10 protein-coding genes are annotated in these 15,780 nt (G+C 40.7%); 4 read left to right on the top strand and 6 right to left on the bottom strand.

Annotation, left to right across the window (positions count from 1 at the left end; translation table 11 throughout):
* The 3 genes from CGSMWGV1500E_RS02735 to CGSMWGV1500E_RS02745 form a co-directional block, all read right to left on the bottom strand.
* Positions 1-2,312, bottom strand: a 2,312-nt coding sequence (locus CGSMWGV1500E_RS02735) for a RelA/SpoT family protein (protein WP_004128224.1), incomplete at its 3' end; no start/stop codon positions are given.
* A 121-nt stretch (positions 2,313-2,433) separates the two neighbouring features.
* Complete coding sequence (gene dut, locus CGSMWGV1500E_RS02740) at positions 2,434-2,913, bottom strand: dUTP diphosphatase (RefSeq protein ID WP_004128220.1); 480 nt, start codon at positions 2,911-2,913, stop codon at positions 2,434-2,436.
* Positions 2,914-3,207, bottom strand: a complete 294-nt coding sequence (locus CGSMWGV1500E_RS02745; RefSeq protein WP_004128217.1) for a DUF4193 domain-containing protein — start codon at positions 3,205-3,207, stop codon at positions 2,914-2,916.
* 158 nt (positions 3,208-3,365) lie between these two features.
* On the opposite strand from CGSMWGV1500E_RS02745, the gene sepH reads away from it, so the two are divergent.
* Positions 3,366-4,631, top strand: coding sequence for a septation protein SepH (sepH, locus tag CGSMWGV1500E_RS02750; protein ID WP_004128213.1), 1,266 nt, complete (start codon positions 3,366-3,368; stop codon positions 4,629-4,631).
* A 51-nt stretch (positions 4,632-4,682) separates the two neighbouring features.
* Here sepH and CGSMWGV1500E_RS02755 read toward each other — a convergent pair whose 3' ends face one another.
* Positions 4,683-5,939, bottom strand: a complete 1,257-nt coding sequence (locus tag CGSMWGV1500E_RS02755; protein WP_004128210.1) for an alkaline phosphatase family protein — start codon at positions 5,937-5,939, stop codon at positions 4,683-4,685.
* Positions 5,940-6,168: 229 nt separating this feature from the next.
* Here CGSMWGV1500E_RS02755 and CGSMWGV1500E_RS02760 point away from each other — a divergent pair, with 229 nt between their 5' ends.
* A complete protein-coding gene (locus CGSMWGV1500E_RS02760) occupies positions 6,169-8,832 on the top strand; it encodes a DNA gyrase/topoisomerase IV subunit A (RefSeq protein ID WP_004128207.1) in 2,664 nt (887 codons plus the stop codon).
* A 205-nt stretch (positions 8,833-9,037) separates the two neighbouring features.
* On the top strand, positions 9,038-10,789 hold the full coding sequence (locus CGSMWGV1500E_RS02765; RefSeq protein WP_004128204.1) for a PASTA domain-containing protein: 1,752 nt from the start codon (positions 9,038-9,040) through the stop codon (positions 10,787-10,789).
* A 31-nt stretch (positions 10,790-10,820) separates the two neighbouring features.
* Here the strand turns inward: CGSMWGV1500E_RS02765 and CGSMWGV1500E_RS02770 are convergent, their stop codons facing one another.
* Positions 10,821-12,947 carry an InlB B-repeat-containing protein gene (locus CGSMWGV1500E_RS02770; RefSeq protein ID WP_004128202.1) on the bottom strand — a complete coding sequence of 709 codons (2,127 nt, stop codon included), beginning with the start codon at positions 12,945-12,947 and terminating at the stop codon, positions 10,821-10,823.
* Positions 12,948-13,167: 220 nt separating this feature from the next.
* Positions 13,168-14,349: an MFS transporter gene (locus tag CGSMWGV1500E_RS02775; protein ID WP_004128200.1), complete on the bottom strand. Its 1,182-nt coding sequence runs from the start codon at positions 14,347-14,349 to the stop codon at positions 13,168-13,170.
* Positions 14,350-14,618: 269 nt separating this feature from the next.
* On the opposite strand from CGSMWGV1500E_RS02775, the gene CGSMWGV1500E_RS02780 reads away from it, so the two are divergent.
* Positions 14,619-15,728, top strand: a complete 1,110-nt coding sequence (locus CGSMWGV1500E_RS02780) for a type II TA system antitoxin MqsA family protein (protein ID WP_004128198.1) — start codon at positions 14,619-14,621, stop codon at positions 15,726-15,728.
* Positions 15,729-15,780: the final 52 nt, after the last annotated feature.

The raw sequence follows: 15,780 nt of genomic DNA, 5'->3' as shown, positions 1-15,780 counted from the left end.
GCGCTATCTTTTGCGCCAGTAATACGATAGACGTCAAAAACGCCTTCAATCTTACGAATAGCAGCCAAAAGCGTGTTCAGATGCTGAGGGTCTGCCATTTCAAACGTAAACTGGCTTGTTGCAACACGATCATCTCCAGTGGCAATAGTTCCGGAAAGAATATTTACGCCATGATCCGAAAGTACGCGAGTAACATCAGATAGCAAGTGTTGCCTATCCAAAGCTTCAACCTGAACCTTTACTAAGAACAAACCTTTATCGCTGGTCCATTGAACAGGAATAACTCGTTCAGGCTGAGTTTTTTGTAAATCAAGCATATTCTGGCAGTCAGTTCGATGCACAGACACGCCTTGATTTCTAGTAATAAAACCAATGATGTTATCTCCTGGAACAGGCATACAACATCTTGCAAGCTTTACCCAAACGTCTCCAACACCCTTAACGGAAACACCTAAAGCACCATTAGATTTTCTATTGCGCTCTACATTCTTAAGAGGTAATGCTTCCTGCTCTACTTCTTCTGCAACCTCATCGGCACCTGCATCTTTAACAAGTCTAGAAATAACATTTTGAGTAGAAACTTGTCCTTCGCCAATAGCTGCGTACAATGATTCAACATTAGCTGGCAAATTAAGTTCATCCGCAACGCCAATTAAAGCCTGCTGTGTCATCAAAGTAGTTAAAGGCAAGTTACGTTTACGCATGGCACGAGTTAGCTCGTCCTTGCCCTCTTCAATGGCTTCAGAGCGACGTTCCTTGCTAAACCACTGACGAATCTTGTTTCGAGCACGTGGGCTTTTGACAAAACTCAGCCAATCACGAGATGGGCCGGCGGTATCTGACTTTGAAGTAAGAACTTCAACCGTGTCACCATTTGTAAGCTTAGTGTCCAAAGGAACTAATCTTCCGTTCACTCTTGCGCCCATCATTCGGTGACCGACTTCAGTGTGAACCGAATAAGCGAAATCAACAGGCGTTGCATCCTGAGGAAGAGCAACAATGCTTCCCTTTGGAGTAAACACGTAAACTTCAGAAGCTCCAAGATCTTGCTTTAATGAACCTAAGAACTCATCAGAATCAGGCGTTTCACTAGTCCAATCAGCAAGCTGCTGAATCCACTTAAGATTATCTGCTTCACTAAGCTCTTTACGTTCTTCAAGCTCACCTTCACGCTTACGGTCATCTCTGTCTGGCTTACTTAAAGCTCTACCAGCCTGGCCATTTGCCTTGTACTTCCAGTGTGCAGCAATACCAAATTCAGCACGCCTATGCATATCCCAAGTACGAATCTGAATTTCTACAGGCTTTCCACCAGGGCCAACAACAGTAGTATGCAAGCTCTGATACATATTTAGTTTAGGAGTTGCAATATAGTCCTTAAAACGTCCTGGAACAGGGCTCCAACGCGCATGAACCGCTCCTAATGCGGCATAGCAGTCTCGAATGGAGTCAACAATAATTCGAACGCCAACAAGATCGTAAATATTCTCAAAATCATGACCGCGAACTATCATTTTTTGATAAATCGAGAAATAATCTTTTGGACGACCCTTTACGGATGCTTCTATGTGTTGAACTGCTAAATCTTCGTTGATTTCTTCAAGAATTTGACGCAAATAAACTTCGCGCTGACCAGCTCTACGAGCAACAAGTACAACAATTTCGTTATAAATTTTTGCATAAAGTACTTTGAAGCTAAGTTCTTCAAGTTCAGTTTTAATAGCATTCATACCAAGACGGTTTGCAAGAGGAGCATACACGTCAAGAGTTTCTCGAGCTTTTTTGTGAGAACTTGATGGCTTAACATATCTCCAGGTTCTTGCATTATGAAGACGATCTGCAAGTTTTACAACAAGCACTCGTACATCTCGGCTCATAGCAACAACCATTTTTCGAATTGTTTCAGCTTGTGCGCTTTCGCCATACTCCATCTTGGAGATTTTTGTAACACCATCAACTAATCCAGCTACAGTGTCACCAAATTCTGCACGACATTCTTCTAACGTGTAATCAGTATCTTCAACAGTGTCGTGCAATAATCCTGCTGCAACAACAATCGGCCCCATACCAAGATCTGCAAGAATCTGCGCAACTGCAAGAGGGTGAATAATATAAGGCTCGCCTGATTTACGACGCTGACCTGTATGCTGTTTTACCGCACGGGAGTAGGCACGATGAAGAATAGTCATGTCTTCATCGGGATGATGCCACTTGCACATGTTTAATATTGGCAGCAATGGGTTACGAGAATCCTCACTGATTTCGCATCCAAGCCTATGAGCGCCTTTTACATCATCTTGAAGTTCACCCATCGCAGCACACCTCCTGTATTGTCTACTATCCTACCCGCAAAAATGCGTTATGCTCTACAAAATTGCCAAATAATACAATAAATCCGACTCAGCGCTAAAACTGGTCGGATTTACTAAAAAATTATTGTACTCCGGTTGAGCCAAAGCCTTTATTTGAACGATCAGAACCAGGCAATTGTGTTGCTGGAATAAATTGTGCTTCTACATAACGCTGTATAACCAATTGAGCAATACGATCGCCGCGATTAAACTTCACGGTATTTTCTGGATCTAAATTAATAAGCGGCACTTTAATTTCGCCACGATACCCAGCATCAACCGTTCCAGGAGCATTCAACACAGTTACGCCCTGTTTTGCGGCAAGACCAGAACGAGGATGAACCAAAGCAACGTATCCAGCTGGCAAAGCAATAGCAACCCCAGTTGGAACTAAAGCACGTTCAAATGGACGCAAAGTAATATCCTCAGTAGTACGCAAGTCTGCACCAGCATCGCCAGCATGCGCATAGCAAAGCGGCTGCATAGTGGAGGATTCGCCATCGAGATACTGAATTAGTACCTCAACCTGCTCGGGGCCAGTGTAGGTCTCGTCGTATGCCATTTAAGCTGCGCACTCCTTGCAAACAGGCTGTCCGTCAGCCGTAGTTTCTGCTAATTGACTACGATGTTTTACAAGGAAACATTCAGAACAAATAAATTCATCACCTTGCATAGGAATAACAGTTACAGACGCATCTTCATTGCTTAAATCAGCACCTGGTAACTCGTAGTCTTCAGCAATAGCATTCTCATCATCGTCAATGTCGCTGCTGGAATTTTGAGAGCTTTTGCTCAAAGCTTCCAACGACTCTTCGTCCTCATCTTTACTACGAGGAGAATCATAATCCTGTGCCATTATGGTCCTTTCGTTTTAAGCTACCTACGCGCATAGCATACATTAATGCCACCCCGCATATAATACACACATTTTATCTTATATAGAATGGTAAAGAATGCAGTGTATGGACTAAAGTATATACATAGTATTGTTAAAAGCGAAGAAAGTGGTGCACAATGCTTGAAAATCCGCCAAAAGAGGCGAGTTTTGACCATGTTGATGCAGACGGCAATTTGATTTTTATTTTTGGAAACACGCCGTTAAGCATTAAAGTGGACGACACGCTGGAACACGCTATCGCTGAATCACAAAAGATTACTAAAAAGCATAGCGATAATAATTCGGCAGATAATAACGTATCTGCAGCATCGTCGAACGCTACCCTGCCTATTTCGCAGATTCAGGCTTTAATTCGCGCTGGAGTTGATCCAAGCCACGTTGCTAAACGCTATAACGTAAGCGAAGCCCAAGTAAGGCGATTTTCTGCTGGAGTAGAAACAGAAAAACAGTACGCTATTGAGCAATTCCTGCTTGTTCCTGCACCAAAACAAAGCAATATGCGCACACTTGCAGATTTAATAGAGCGAACTCTTGCCAAAGCCCATATTGGTATGGAAACAGTTCAATGGCGCGCAACACGCCGAGGCTTAGAGCCGTGGCTTATTAGCGCTACTTTCAAAACTGCAACACGAACTATTAAAGCTGAGTGGACATGGAATATGCATGACAACTCAGTAACATGCGCTAATCCATCTTCTCGTTTACTTCTTGGCGAAGATGCAAATGGTAATGATGCCGCTAAGCAAGCGCAATACGGCGGAATGTATCGTGACACCGTAAGCATAAACTTCCCATTTTCAACAGAAGAGTTGCCGGGAAATTCAATTCGTTCAGCAAGAATTGAACGCGCTGTATCACAATGGGAGCTTCGAAATAGTGATAAGCTTTCTGAAATTGATTCGAACAGTTCGGATATTTCTGATAGTTCTAATTCTAATCAAGAGAATAAGCGCGCAAAAACTAGGCAAATCGCAGATTCTTCAAATGAATTGGACGAAAACGCGCTATCAAATAGCAGCAGAGCTCAGCAACCTTCGCTTATACAGTCAGATTATGACGAAAATCAAGATGCATCATCTAGTATTCTTTCTTACGACTCGAGTGAAGCACAAAAATCTTTGGCAGACAAAGTAAAGCAAACCGAAAAAGCCGAGAAAGCAAAAAGAGTTGAAGTATCTGAAAACGCAGGAAAAATAAATTCTGATGCTGCAAAATCTTTGAATACCACTTCTGCAAATCATGAAGCTGAGTTTGACACTAATCAAGAGTCTGATTCTGCTAAGAAAAACTCTTTAAATCATGAAGATCACAATAACAATAAGAGACGAAGTGGAAGAGCTGCAGTTCCAAGCTGGGATGAGATTTTATTCGGTGAAGGCTGATTCTTTTGATTTTAGAGCGAATTTTTTACTACGCAATTTACGCTAAAAAATTCACACTAAATCAATAAGACATGGAATATCCACTTCCATGTGAGTCATTGACCCGTGAACACTTGGTAAGCTCATAGCTTTTTCTGTTTGAGTTCTAGAATCGACAATAGTGAAAGCGTTACGAGCCTGAACTAAAACGTCGCCAAGAACAGATTCTGCGCGCGGGTCAACCTTGCCAAAAACACCATCTAAAATAGCTTGCTTTTTGCTGCGAATAAGCGCATTTTCACCAATAATTTTGCGCCATCTTTCAATAATATCTTCAGGATCAGTGTTTTTATTTGCATAAAGCATAACAGAGCGAGGTTCTCCACCTACCAGTTCAACTCCGCGCATTAACTCTTCGCTTTTAGCAATATCAATACGAGAGTTAGAATCAGATTGAATCATACCGTGGTCGGCAGTAATAACAATCAAAGTACCTTTAGCACAATTTCGTTGCAACAAGCGCAACTGCGAATCAACTTGCTCAAAAGCAGCAACCCACTGTTCGGAATCCCATCCATAATTATGACCAACCTTATCCGTGTCTCTTAAATACAAATAAGTTAATCCTGGAGTTTTAGTAGTATCAGCAGCTTTCATAATTCTAGCTCTAGGAGTTCCAGCAGTAATATAAGTAGCTCCGCGAAAAGCAGCTTGAGTAAGTGGAGAATTTTCAAACTTAGGCAAGCTAATACTATCTGCACGAAAACCTTTAGAAACTAAGCTTTCAAATACTGTTTGCTGCTGCTGCAATTCAAGAGGATTTGGAGCATCTTTAAATTGAATAAGTTGAGCAATCTTACCAGTTTGAGCATTTTTTTGAGTATAGCCAGTCATACAAGTAAGACCTGGGCATGTGCCTGTACCAAACGTTGCCATTGCAGCAACAGTTGTGCTTGGGATACAAGATTTAATAGGACGCTGATTTTTAGGCTCATTTAAAAGAGAACGCAAATATGGCGCATGACCTTGACGCATTAGAATATTCCAGTATCCCAATCCATCAACTAAAACAACAATTGCAGATTTTACTTTAGGAAAACCAAGACTTTCACGCAAAAAAGCTGGATTTTCATGCACTTTAGTACTTACAGGAGCGCCAATTGCATCGCTTAAAGCTGGTAAAACTGATGAAAGATGGAAAGCTCCGCCACTTTGCTCATAGCAAGAATCATGCGAATAATCTTGCAAACTTGAGCTGGAAAAATCTCCATAAGTAATATTGCCTACAAACTGCAACAATTCTTTTTTAGATGGCACATCAACACTCATATACACTATTGAACCACTTATATAGAACCACAAGCTACTACTGATAGCCACTACTAAGAGCTAATACTGAGAGATCAAAATCATTCTAGCAAAATAAAAAATACTAAATTAGTAACAAATCTTCAGCAAATAAACCTACTTTTATTAACAATATTAAGAAAATACTTACAGTTTGTGCATAGAAATTGGTAACATTGAGAGCCGTAATGTCATTCAAGGAGTTCTAAATATGCCTTCACGCCGTCACTCAACACAACAAGCTTTCGACCCAAGAAAAGTCAAAGAGCATATTGTTGAAACACCATTGAATGAAGAAATGAGCAAATCATTCCTTGAATACGCTTATTCTGTTATTTACGCGCGTGCTCTTCCAGATGCAAGAGACGGCATGAAACCTGTTCAGCGACGCATCATTTACCAAATGGGCAACATGAACTTAAGCCCCGATCACGCTTATATGAAGTCTGCTCGCGTTGTTGGTGAAGTAATGGGTAAGCTGCATCCTCACGGCGATTCTGCTATTTATGAGGCAATGGTTCGATTAGCACAGCCATTTTCACTACGTTTACCTCTTGTTGACGGACACGGTAACTTTGGTTCTCTTGACGACGGTCCTGCAGCATCCCGCTACACGGAAGCACGTTTAGCTCCAGCAGCTCTTGGAATGAACGCAGATATTAACGAAGATACTGTTGATTTTGCACCAAATTACGACAACAAACTAAAAGAGCCTACTGTACTTCCATCAGCTATTCCAAATCTTTTAGTAAACGGAGCTTCCGGCATTGCTGTTGGTATGGCAACGAACATGGCAACGCATAATTTAGGCGAAGTAGTTTCTGCAGCAAAATACGTTATGAAACATCCTGAAGCCACATTAGACGATCTTATGAAACTCGTTCCAGGACCAGACTGGCCAGGCGGAGGAATTATTATTGGCAGAAGCGGTATTCGCGAAGCTTACGAAACTGGACGAGGAGCGTTTACAACGCGTTCCACAACACATATTGAAAATATTACCGCCCGAAAAAAAGCTATTATTGTTACCGAGCTTCCGTTTATGGTTGGTCCTGAACGTGTTCTTGAGCGCATTTCTCAAGGCGTAAAAGCTCGTAAACTCGACGGCATTTCTGGTGCTATTGATTTAACAGACCGACACAACGGCACTCGCCTTGTTATTGAAATAAAAACAGGCTTTGATCCTAACGCAGTTCTTGCACAACTTTTTAAGCACACTCCTCTGCAAGAAAGCTTCACTATTAACAATGTTGCATTAGTTGATGGAAGACCACACACAATGGGATTGCGTGAGCTTTTGGACGTGTGGATTGCGCATCGCAGAACCGTTGTTAGAAGACGCAGTGAGTTTAGACGCACGAAAGCACAAGAGCGCCTACACTTAGTTGACGGCCTGCTACTTGCCCTACTTGATATTGACGAGGTTATTCAGGTTATTCGCTCTTCTGAAGATGCAGATAGCGCAAAAACCAAGTTAATCAAAGTTTTTGATCTTGACGAAATTCAAGCACAATACATTCTTGATTTGCGCCTTCGCAGACTTACAAAAATGAGCCGAATTGAGCTTGAAGCAGAACGCGACGATTTACTTAAAAAAATTGACGAACTCAATCAAATCTTAAGCTCTGACGCAAAACTTGACCGAGTAGTAATAGCAGATATGGATTCTGCGGTTAAACAGTGGGATACTCCACGAAGAACAATTCTTCTAGACGAAAACGAAGACGGCAGTTTTGTTCCTGTTGAAACAAGCATTAGCAAAGATAGCGAAGACGTTGCAATTAAGGCAGTACAGTCCGCTAATAAACTTACTTCAACTCAAGCAGACTTGGCTGCTGCAGCTAGTGCTGCACGTAAATCTGGAGAGAATGATGCGGCTTACGCAGCTTTGCAATTAAGCGACGAACCTTGTGCGGTTGCGTTAAGTGCTTCCGGTTTCATTGCACGAACCGACGTAGAAACATTCGAACGCTGGAAGTCGCACAGCGAAAACGTTTTTAACACTCCTTGCTCAACAATGTTTAAAACAACAACTCGAGCAAGCTACGCTCTTATTACTTCCGCTGGACGCCTAGTATTAGCGCATGTTGCTGATTTGCCGCAGCTAAACTACGAAGAAGGAAAAACTTCTGAATTAACCAAAGGCGTAAAAGCACAAGAATTATTAACATCAACGCAAAGCACAGATCCCGTAAGAGGAGAACGTGTAGTTACAGCAATAGTATTAGAAAATTCCGAATCTCCTACCCCGCTTGCGATTGGAACTAAAAACGGCGTAGTTAAGCGCTGGAATTGCGAAGCTCCAACAACCATGGACTCGTGGAGCATAATTGATTTGAAAGATGACGATGCTGTTATTGCCGCAGCCCCAGCTAAAGACAATGACAGACTTGTGTTTATTAGCACAGATTCGTCACTTCTTACCTTCGACGCAAAACAGGTTCGTCCACAAGGGCGTACAGCAGGAGGAATGGCTGGAATTCGCCTAGCTGAAGGTGCAAAAGTTGCAAGCTTTGCAGTAGTGCCAGAGCAAGATATTGAATGGCATTATGAAGAAGGCGAAAATGGACTATTCTGCGCAACTGGAACAGTAGTATTCACAGTTGCTGGCGACAGCGATGCTCTTCCTGGAACAGAAAACGGTGCTGCAAAACTTACACCTTTCGACATGTACCCAACAAAGGGTCGCGGAACTGGCGGCGTGCGCTCGCAACGATTCCTTAAGGGGCAGAATACTCTTATTCATGCATACGTTGGATATTATCCACTGCATGCAGTAACAGATAGAGGAAGCCGCGTGGAGCTACCTAAGCCAGACATGCGAAGAGACGCCTCGGGAACCGAGCTTGTTTCCCCAATTGCGCACATTGGGTAGTAAATATCAAATAAATATTTAATACAGCATTTATTTATCAAAAGCATTTGTGTATTAATAACGTAGTAGAATTGACACTGTTGCTTACGGAAATAATCTGTATAAAAGCCACGAAATATCTTAGATATGGGTTTAAAAAATAAGTTATAAAAGCTATAAGTCGTATTGTCGGTTACATAGATTAGTACAGAGAAAAGGAACGATTATGGCATTTTGTACTAACTGCGGTGCCAGTGTTGACGCAGACGATAAGTTTTGCGACCAGTGCGGCGAATCTATTGAGCAAGTTACGCAAGTTAATCAAATTCCGCGAACTGAACAATTTGCACAAACTAATCAACCATACGAACAAGCCGCAATCACACAAAAACCTAATAATAAACATTCAAAGCTGATTGTTGCAATCATCTCATTAATTGTCATACTAGCTGCTGCTATTTTCGGCATCACATATTACTTTGTGAATCAAAACAAAACGGTTACAATTCCAGTAATCAAAGTTGCGAATGCTCAAGAAGCTGTTAAGAAACTTCAAAGCCAAGGCTTAAAAGTGCGCGTTACTCAAGAATTTGGGCGCGCAAAGCGAGGATCTTTCTTAAAGTTAAAGGGCGCCAAGCCAGGAGAAGCTGTAAAAGCATCTAGAATAGTTACAGTCGTTGAATCTTTAGGCCCTGGCATGCCAAAAAATGTTATTGGCAAAACATTGAAGGAAATAACTAAAGAAGTAAAAGAAATGGGAATCAAAGTGCAGGTTCATAAAGTTGTTGCAACTTCAAAGCCTGGCACTGTTGTAGCAACTTACCCAACTCCTGGACATGCTTTTGTTCCTGCTTACGATGGCGATAATATGCACATCGCTATTGCTACACCTATTGATAGTAAATACTATGGAAAAGTTGTGCCTGCAGACATATTAGGAAAGGATAAGAATACTGCAAAGAAGATGCTTGAAAAAGCTGGCATAACTAACTACAAATTAGAACCAAGATTCTCTTCGAAAGATTTCGTTGGTAAGATTACAGGCTCCTACCCTGATTTAGGCGACTTATATGCCATGAACACTGGCGACATTACAGTGTATTACGGTGTTGATGCAAGTGAAACAAAAGAAGTGCTAACTAAAAAAGAGCATTTGGACGGAATGGAAAATGCTGATGTTCGCATAACAAAAGGCCTTTCTCCAATTGCAGGAGTTTGGTGCAAGAAAGGCGGCGATTGCCTGTACTTCAATGAAGCACCATCGTTTAATCAAGGTGAATCCACAGTTGTGTTGGGAACTCGTATTGGCGATTTAATGCATGATGGAACGTCACCTATGCTTATGTCCGATGAAAATTATCTTAGTATGAATAACTACTCGCAAGATATATCAGCACCTATTCTGTACGATAAAAAATCACCTACGTATGACATGATGAAAAATCATTTGCTTTCTGGCGATACTGGTGCAGTAGAATTCTACAAAGGGTTAGATTTGCCATCTTGCGGAAACAATATCTTTTCCCCATCGCCAGGTGTAAGAGTTTGTGAGCATGGTAAAGATATAACCGCAGAAAACAGTCCTGAAAAATTTGATGAACAAGGAATGTATACTGGTTCTTCCAAAGATGCTAATACAGGATTAACTTACAAAATGCATGATTTCTTTGTGCTAGTTCCTGTAAATACAAAATTTGATGAACTTGAAAAGAGCGGATACTTTAAGGGCAAAGGCAAAAATAAGCCTGATTTTAGTCGACCGTTCATTATGCGAAGGGATCCAAAGCTGTACGATAAAACGCAAGTAGCTATTCCTGATGGACTTACTGGGGACGACTATCCGACGAGCCCGTTTGTGCCGACGAAAAAGAACAAGCCACTTCCTTTCGCGCCAGCTCCGGATGACAGCAACGTTTACTACAAGCTTGAAGATCCTATTAACTGGTCGCTGCTTGATATTATTAAAACGTTTAATTAGCGTTTTTGCTAAATTGCAAAACTTAACTAATTTACTCGTTACGCCTACGTTTTATTAACGTGAGACCTGCAAAAAGCGAGGCAATTGCGGAAGCAAGAACTGGGGTCGTGGTTGAACCAGTTTTAGGAAGATGCTTAACAACGCGCTCGGCTTGTTGTTGTTCCGGCTGTTCCGGTTGTTCAGGTTGCGAAGGAGCCGGAGCAGACTCAGGTTCTGGTTCTGCTTCTGGTTCAAGCTCAGGAGGCGTAGGAGGCGTTGGCTTCTTAGTAACAGTTACTGTTGCAGACGCTGTTGCAGTAGCACCGCCATTGTCCGTTACGCTAAACGTAATAACATAAGAACCAACTTTACTATTATTAAAACCTCCATTATTTGTAATCTGAACCTTATTTTTTAAGTCTCCATCTTCTTTATCGGTTGCAGATACGATAAGTGACCTTAGATCAAGAGGGTCTCCCTCAGTAATGGTTTTATCCTGCACAATAAGAGTTGGCACTGCATTAAGCACAGCTGGAGTAGGAGTATAAATAGCATAAACTGTTATGTCACCTGTTACGGTTGTACTAGCACTAAATTCCTTGGTTTTATCTTCACCTGTTTTATCCGTACTCCAACCTCTAAATGTATAACCATACTTAGAAGGATTAGCCGGCATAGACTGATTGGCAACACTATTCTCACTTATACTCTTACCTTCCTTAACTTGCACAGAAGCATAACTAGAATTATTGCCATCTACAAAGGTAACAGTGTAAATCTTAGCCTTAGGAAGAATGTTGTAGGTAAAGTGCGAAATACCAATTATCCTAAACTGTCCATTAATCGTATCGTAGAACATGCACTGGCCGTCAAGCGTTCCAGTTTTTACTGCTATATACTTGCCATCAGCGTTTTTCTTAAAGTATGAAGATTGAGCAATAAGTGTAGGAGTTCCATTCTCAGCAAAACCCTCAATAACACTGATTGCATGGCCAGAGCTTTCTTGCGTAATTGTAATAGGGCGCTTGTATTCCTCTCCTACTTCAATAGTGAAAGTTCCTGGATTCTGGTTATCGAATACAGAATCGCTCTTATCAGGATCGTAGGACGGATGCAATTTATACTGTCCTAAATTACCTTTTACGACAATTTCAGAAATTTTATTACCCTGAAATGCCTTTTCTCCAACTCCCGAAAGATAATACGGGTCAGCATCTGTATCGTGCTCTTTGCCTTTGCCATCAAGCACGCCTTCAAACACCACTTTTTCAATTTCATTCGCAACAAAGGCTGCGCTATGTATTGAAATTACACTTTTCGGAATAGTAACAGTTCCCTTAATTTTGTTCCAGCCGAACGCACCGTATTCTATGATCTTAAGAGATTGAGGAAGAGTTACACCCTCAATATAGGTCTTGCCATCAACGTGTTCATGATGATTCCCGACTTTATTAGCCCTTCCAGTAAAAGCACATTCATGAATTACCTCAATACCCTCAGGAATTACCAAATGATGATTTTTCTTAAGCTTTGCAAGGCCCTTTGCATTAAGTCCTGGAACAATAACATTTTCTGTACTAGCCGGTTTTCCATCATGAGCAGGTACATTAATATCTTTTCTGTACCCAATCTGCTTGCCGTCAGGGGTAATGTTAAAGTCTTCGCGCGTCCAAGTTAAAGATGCATCATCTGTAGTACCCGAATCATTTGAAGCTTCCCTAGATTCTGCAGTTGCGCGTACGCTTCTATCTTCACGATTATTTGTTTGAAGATTAGTAGCGCTTACATCTATAAGAGTTTGTGTAAGTCTAGCATTTTCAGAATTTTCAGCATCAGTTACAGACTTAGAAGCTTTAGCAGATTTAGTAGATTTTTTGGTTTCGGCAGTTTTTTCAGTTTCGCTAGACTTGGAAGGTACAGTATTTCCAGAAGGTTTTGCGGAAGTGCTATCTAAAGCAGACCCCCCCCCATTGGGCGTATTAGAAGCTGCGTTAGAAGAAGTTACGTAAGAAGAACCTTCTGCATTAGAAGCAGTTGCAGAAGAATTTACAGTCGTAGTAACACTAGAAGCAGTTGAAGTTTCGGCAGCATTCGCACTTTGCGCCATGCAGAAAGCACAAGCAGCAGTAGCAATACCCATCATAGTGCTAGTCAAAATTACGTTAGTTCTCTTACCCATTTTTCCTCTTACAAAACCAAATTTTCTATAATCTTTAGAAAAAATAACGGAATCAACACTAAAACAAATATAATTCAGGTATTTAATAGCATTGAACCATCAGATATTATACAACTTACAACTCAATCCGTAACAAAAATGTGACCAAGCTCACAATAACTTTAATCAAATTTCAACAACAAATCTTTAGCAAAGAATTACAAGAAAAATATTCTCACGCTCAACTTTCGCAAGTTCGAAGCAGACGCACGTGCATAAAAGTCATTACCGCAAGAAGAATAAGCAAATAAGCTGGAAGCAGCATCATAGAAACATTCTGCGCAATTATTCCAAAAATCGCAGGCATTATCATAGACCCAATATATGCACTTGCCATTTGCATGCCAACAATCGCTTGCGACTTATCTGCACCGAAATATTGCGGAGTTGAGTGAATAATACATGGATACACCGGAGCACAACCAAGCCCAATAATTACAAATCCTGCAATAAGCTCAATATGATTCGGCAAAGGCAGCAACAATACCAGAATGCCCATAAGCATAACGCACTGACCAATACGAATCATTGTTGCATCGTTAAAACGCATAGTAAGAAATCCGCTTACAAAACGACCAACCGTAATGCCAACATAAAACAAGCTTGCCCAGCCGGCTGCAACAATGCGGCTAACTCCCCCATGCAAAACCATGTAACTACTAGCCCATAATCCTGCAGTTTGCTCCAACGCACAATAGCAAAAGAACATAATAAGAATATTTTTAGCTCCTGGAATGCGCAAAACTTCCGCATAAGAAAGCATTCCAGAAGATTGTTTCTTTACCTCAGTAAGATTATGCGTCTCTGCCTTTTTATTATTATTTTTCCACAACGGCAAACTTATGAATAACACAAGAGTGAGAGCAATTTGTATAACAGCAATATACTGGTAGCCTGCAGGCCAACGCTGACCGTGAGAAAGTGCGAAACCCATAACGTAAGGGCCTGCTGAAGCTCCAATTCCCCACATGCAGTGAAGCCAGCTCATATGCCAGCTTTCATAGTGAATTGCAACGTAATTATTAAGAGCCGCGTCCACTCCTCCAGCACCTAAACCGTATGGTATAGCTAGAAAAATAAGCACAAGATAATTCGGAGCAAAAGAAAAACCTAGTAACGCTAAAGCTGTTAAAGCAACTGAAATAAGCGTAACCTTCCCAGGGCCAAACTTATGCGTAAGCCTATTAGATAGCAGCGCAGAAACAATTGTTCCTGCAGAAATAACCATTGATATTCCACCAGCCCAAGAAATTTGCGCACCAACATCATGACTCATAGTAGGCCACGCAGCTCCAAGAAGAGCATCCGGCAAACCCAAGCTTATAAAAGCAAGATAAATAACAGCAAGAAGAAGGTTAACCATAAAAATTCCCCAACATTAGCCAATTCGTATTTGCAAATCAAACTACCCATACAAGTGTAGCCCAATAAGCAAATAACCTATCGTATAGCACAAGATAATTTTAAGATATACAGAACTTGATTACAGTGACAGTTTATCGGGCTTAAAAGCGATCACATGTGCAATTATTTATGCATCAATAGATGCATTTTTCTTGATAAAAACGCTTATTTTTTGTATCATAAATTAAGTTCATGTAAATGTTAATTAGTCCTAAAAAATGAGTATAAATGCGTGCAAATAAAACATTTTGCGAAGAGTGCAGGGATGAAGTTGAGTACTCAACAAAATCCGTTCCAATGACTGCATCTATTAAAGGAAAACAATATTCCTACACTGGTACAGAAGCGCACTGTAAAGAATGCGGTTCTTACGTATATGTACCAGAAATTATCGACGCAAATCTTCGATCATTGTATGACGAGTATCGTAAAGAAAACAATATTATTCCGCTTGATGAAATCAACGAAATACCTACTAAATACTCAATAGGTAAACGACCACTTTCACTGCTGCTCGGCTGGGGAGAACAGACATTTTCTAGGTTTGCAGACGGAGATATTCCTTCAAAACAATATTCTGACATTTTGCAACACATTTATAATAATCCGGAATATTACTTGCACTTGTTAATCAGCAATAAGAACAATCTGAAATCCGCACTTAGCTACGAAAAAAGCTACAAGGCAACTCAAAAACTATTGCTTAAGTCCAACAATTCTTCAAGCAATAACGACTCTATTAACACAGATTCAAGCAGCAAAATAAACGATGTAATACAATACTTGCTCGTAAAATGTGAGGACATTACTCCCCTTGCTTTGCAAAAATCATTGTACTACATACAAGGTTTTCACTTTGCTTTCTATAAGTCGTTCTTATTTATCGATGATTGTCAAGCATGGGTTCATGGACCCGTGTATAAAGACGTCTATTTGCGCTATAAAGACTACACTTTTACACCAATCGATTCGCCAACAACAGAAATATCAGAAATTAAATCATCAGAAAAATTAGCTGATTATAAACACGCTCAAAAAAGTGACCTCACACGACTTACAGCAGAACTAACAACTACACTATCTGCTACCGAAAAAGCAGTATGCGATAGCGTGATTGAAAATCTTTGCTGCTATAGCGGTAAAGAACTTGAACGATTCACTCATCATGAGGAGCCTTGGATACTTACTCGCGGCAATCTAAAAGCTGATGATTCATCAGATAAAATAATCAGCAAAAATATAATTGGCGAATACTTTACGAAAATAAAAGAAAAGTACAATATGATAAATCCAGATGACATTCGCCAGTATGCGAAAGATATGTTTGCCAGTAAATAACTAGTTAAATAACTAATATACATATAAATCCTCCTGCAGCAATTCACTATAC

The organism is Gardnerella vaginalis 1500E (assembly GCF_000263595.1).
Classification (GTDB): Bacteria; Actinomycetota; Actinomycetes; order Actinomycetales; family Bifidobacteriaceae; genus Bifidobacterium; species Bifidobacterium vaginale_E.
The sequence above is the reverse complement of the archived record's forward strand: the minus strand, read 5'-3'. Positions and strand labels throughout refer to the sequence as shown.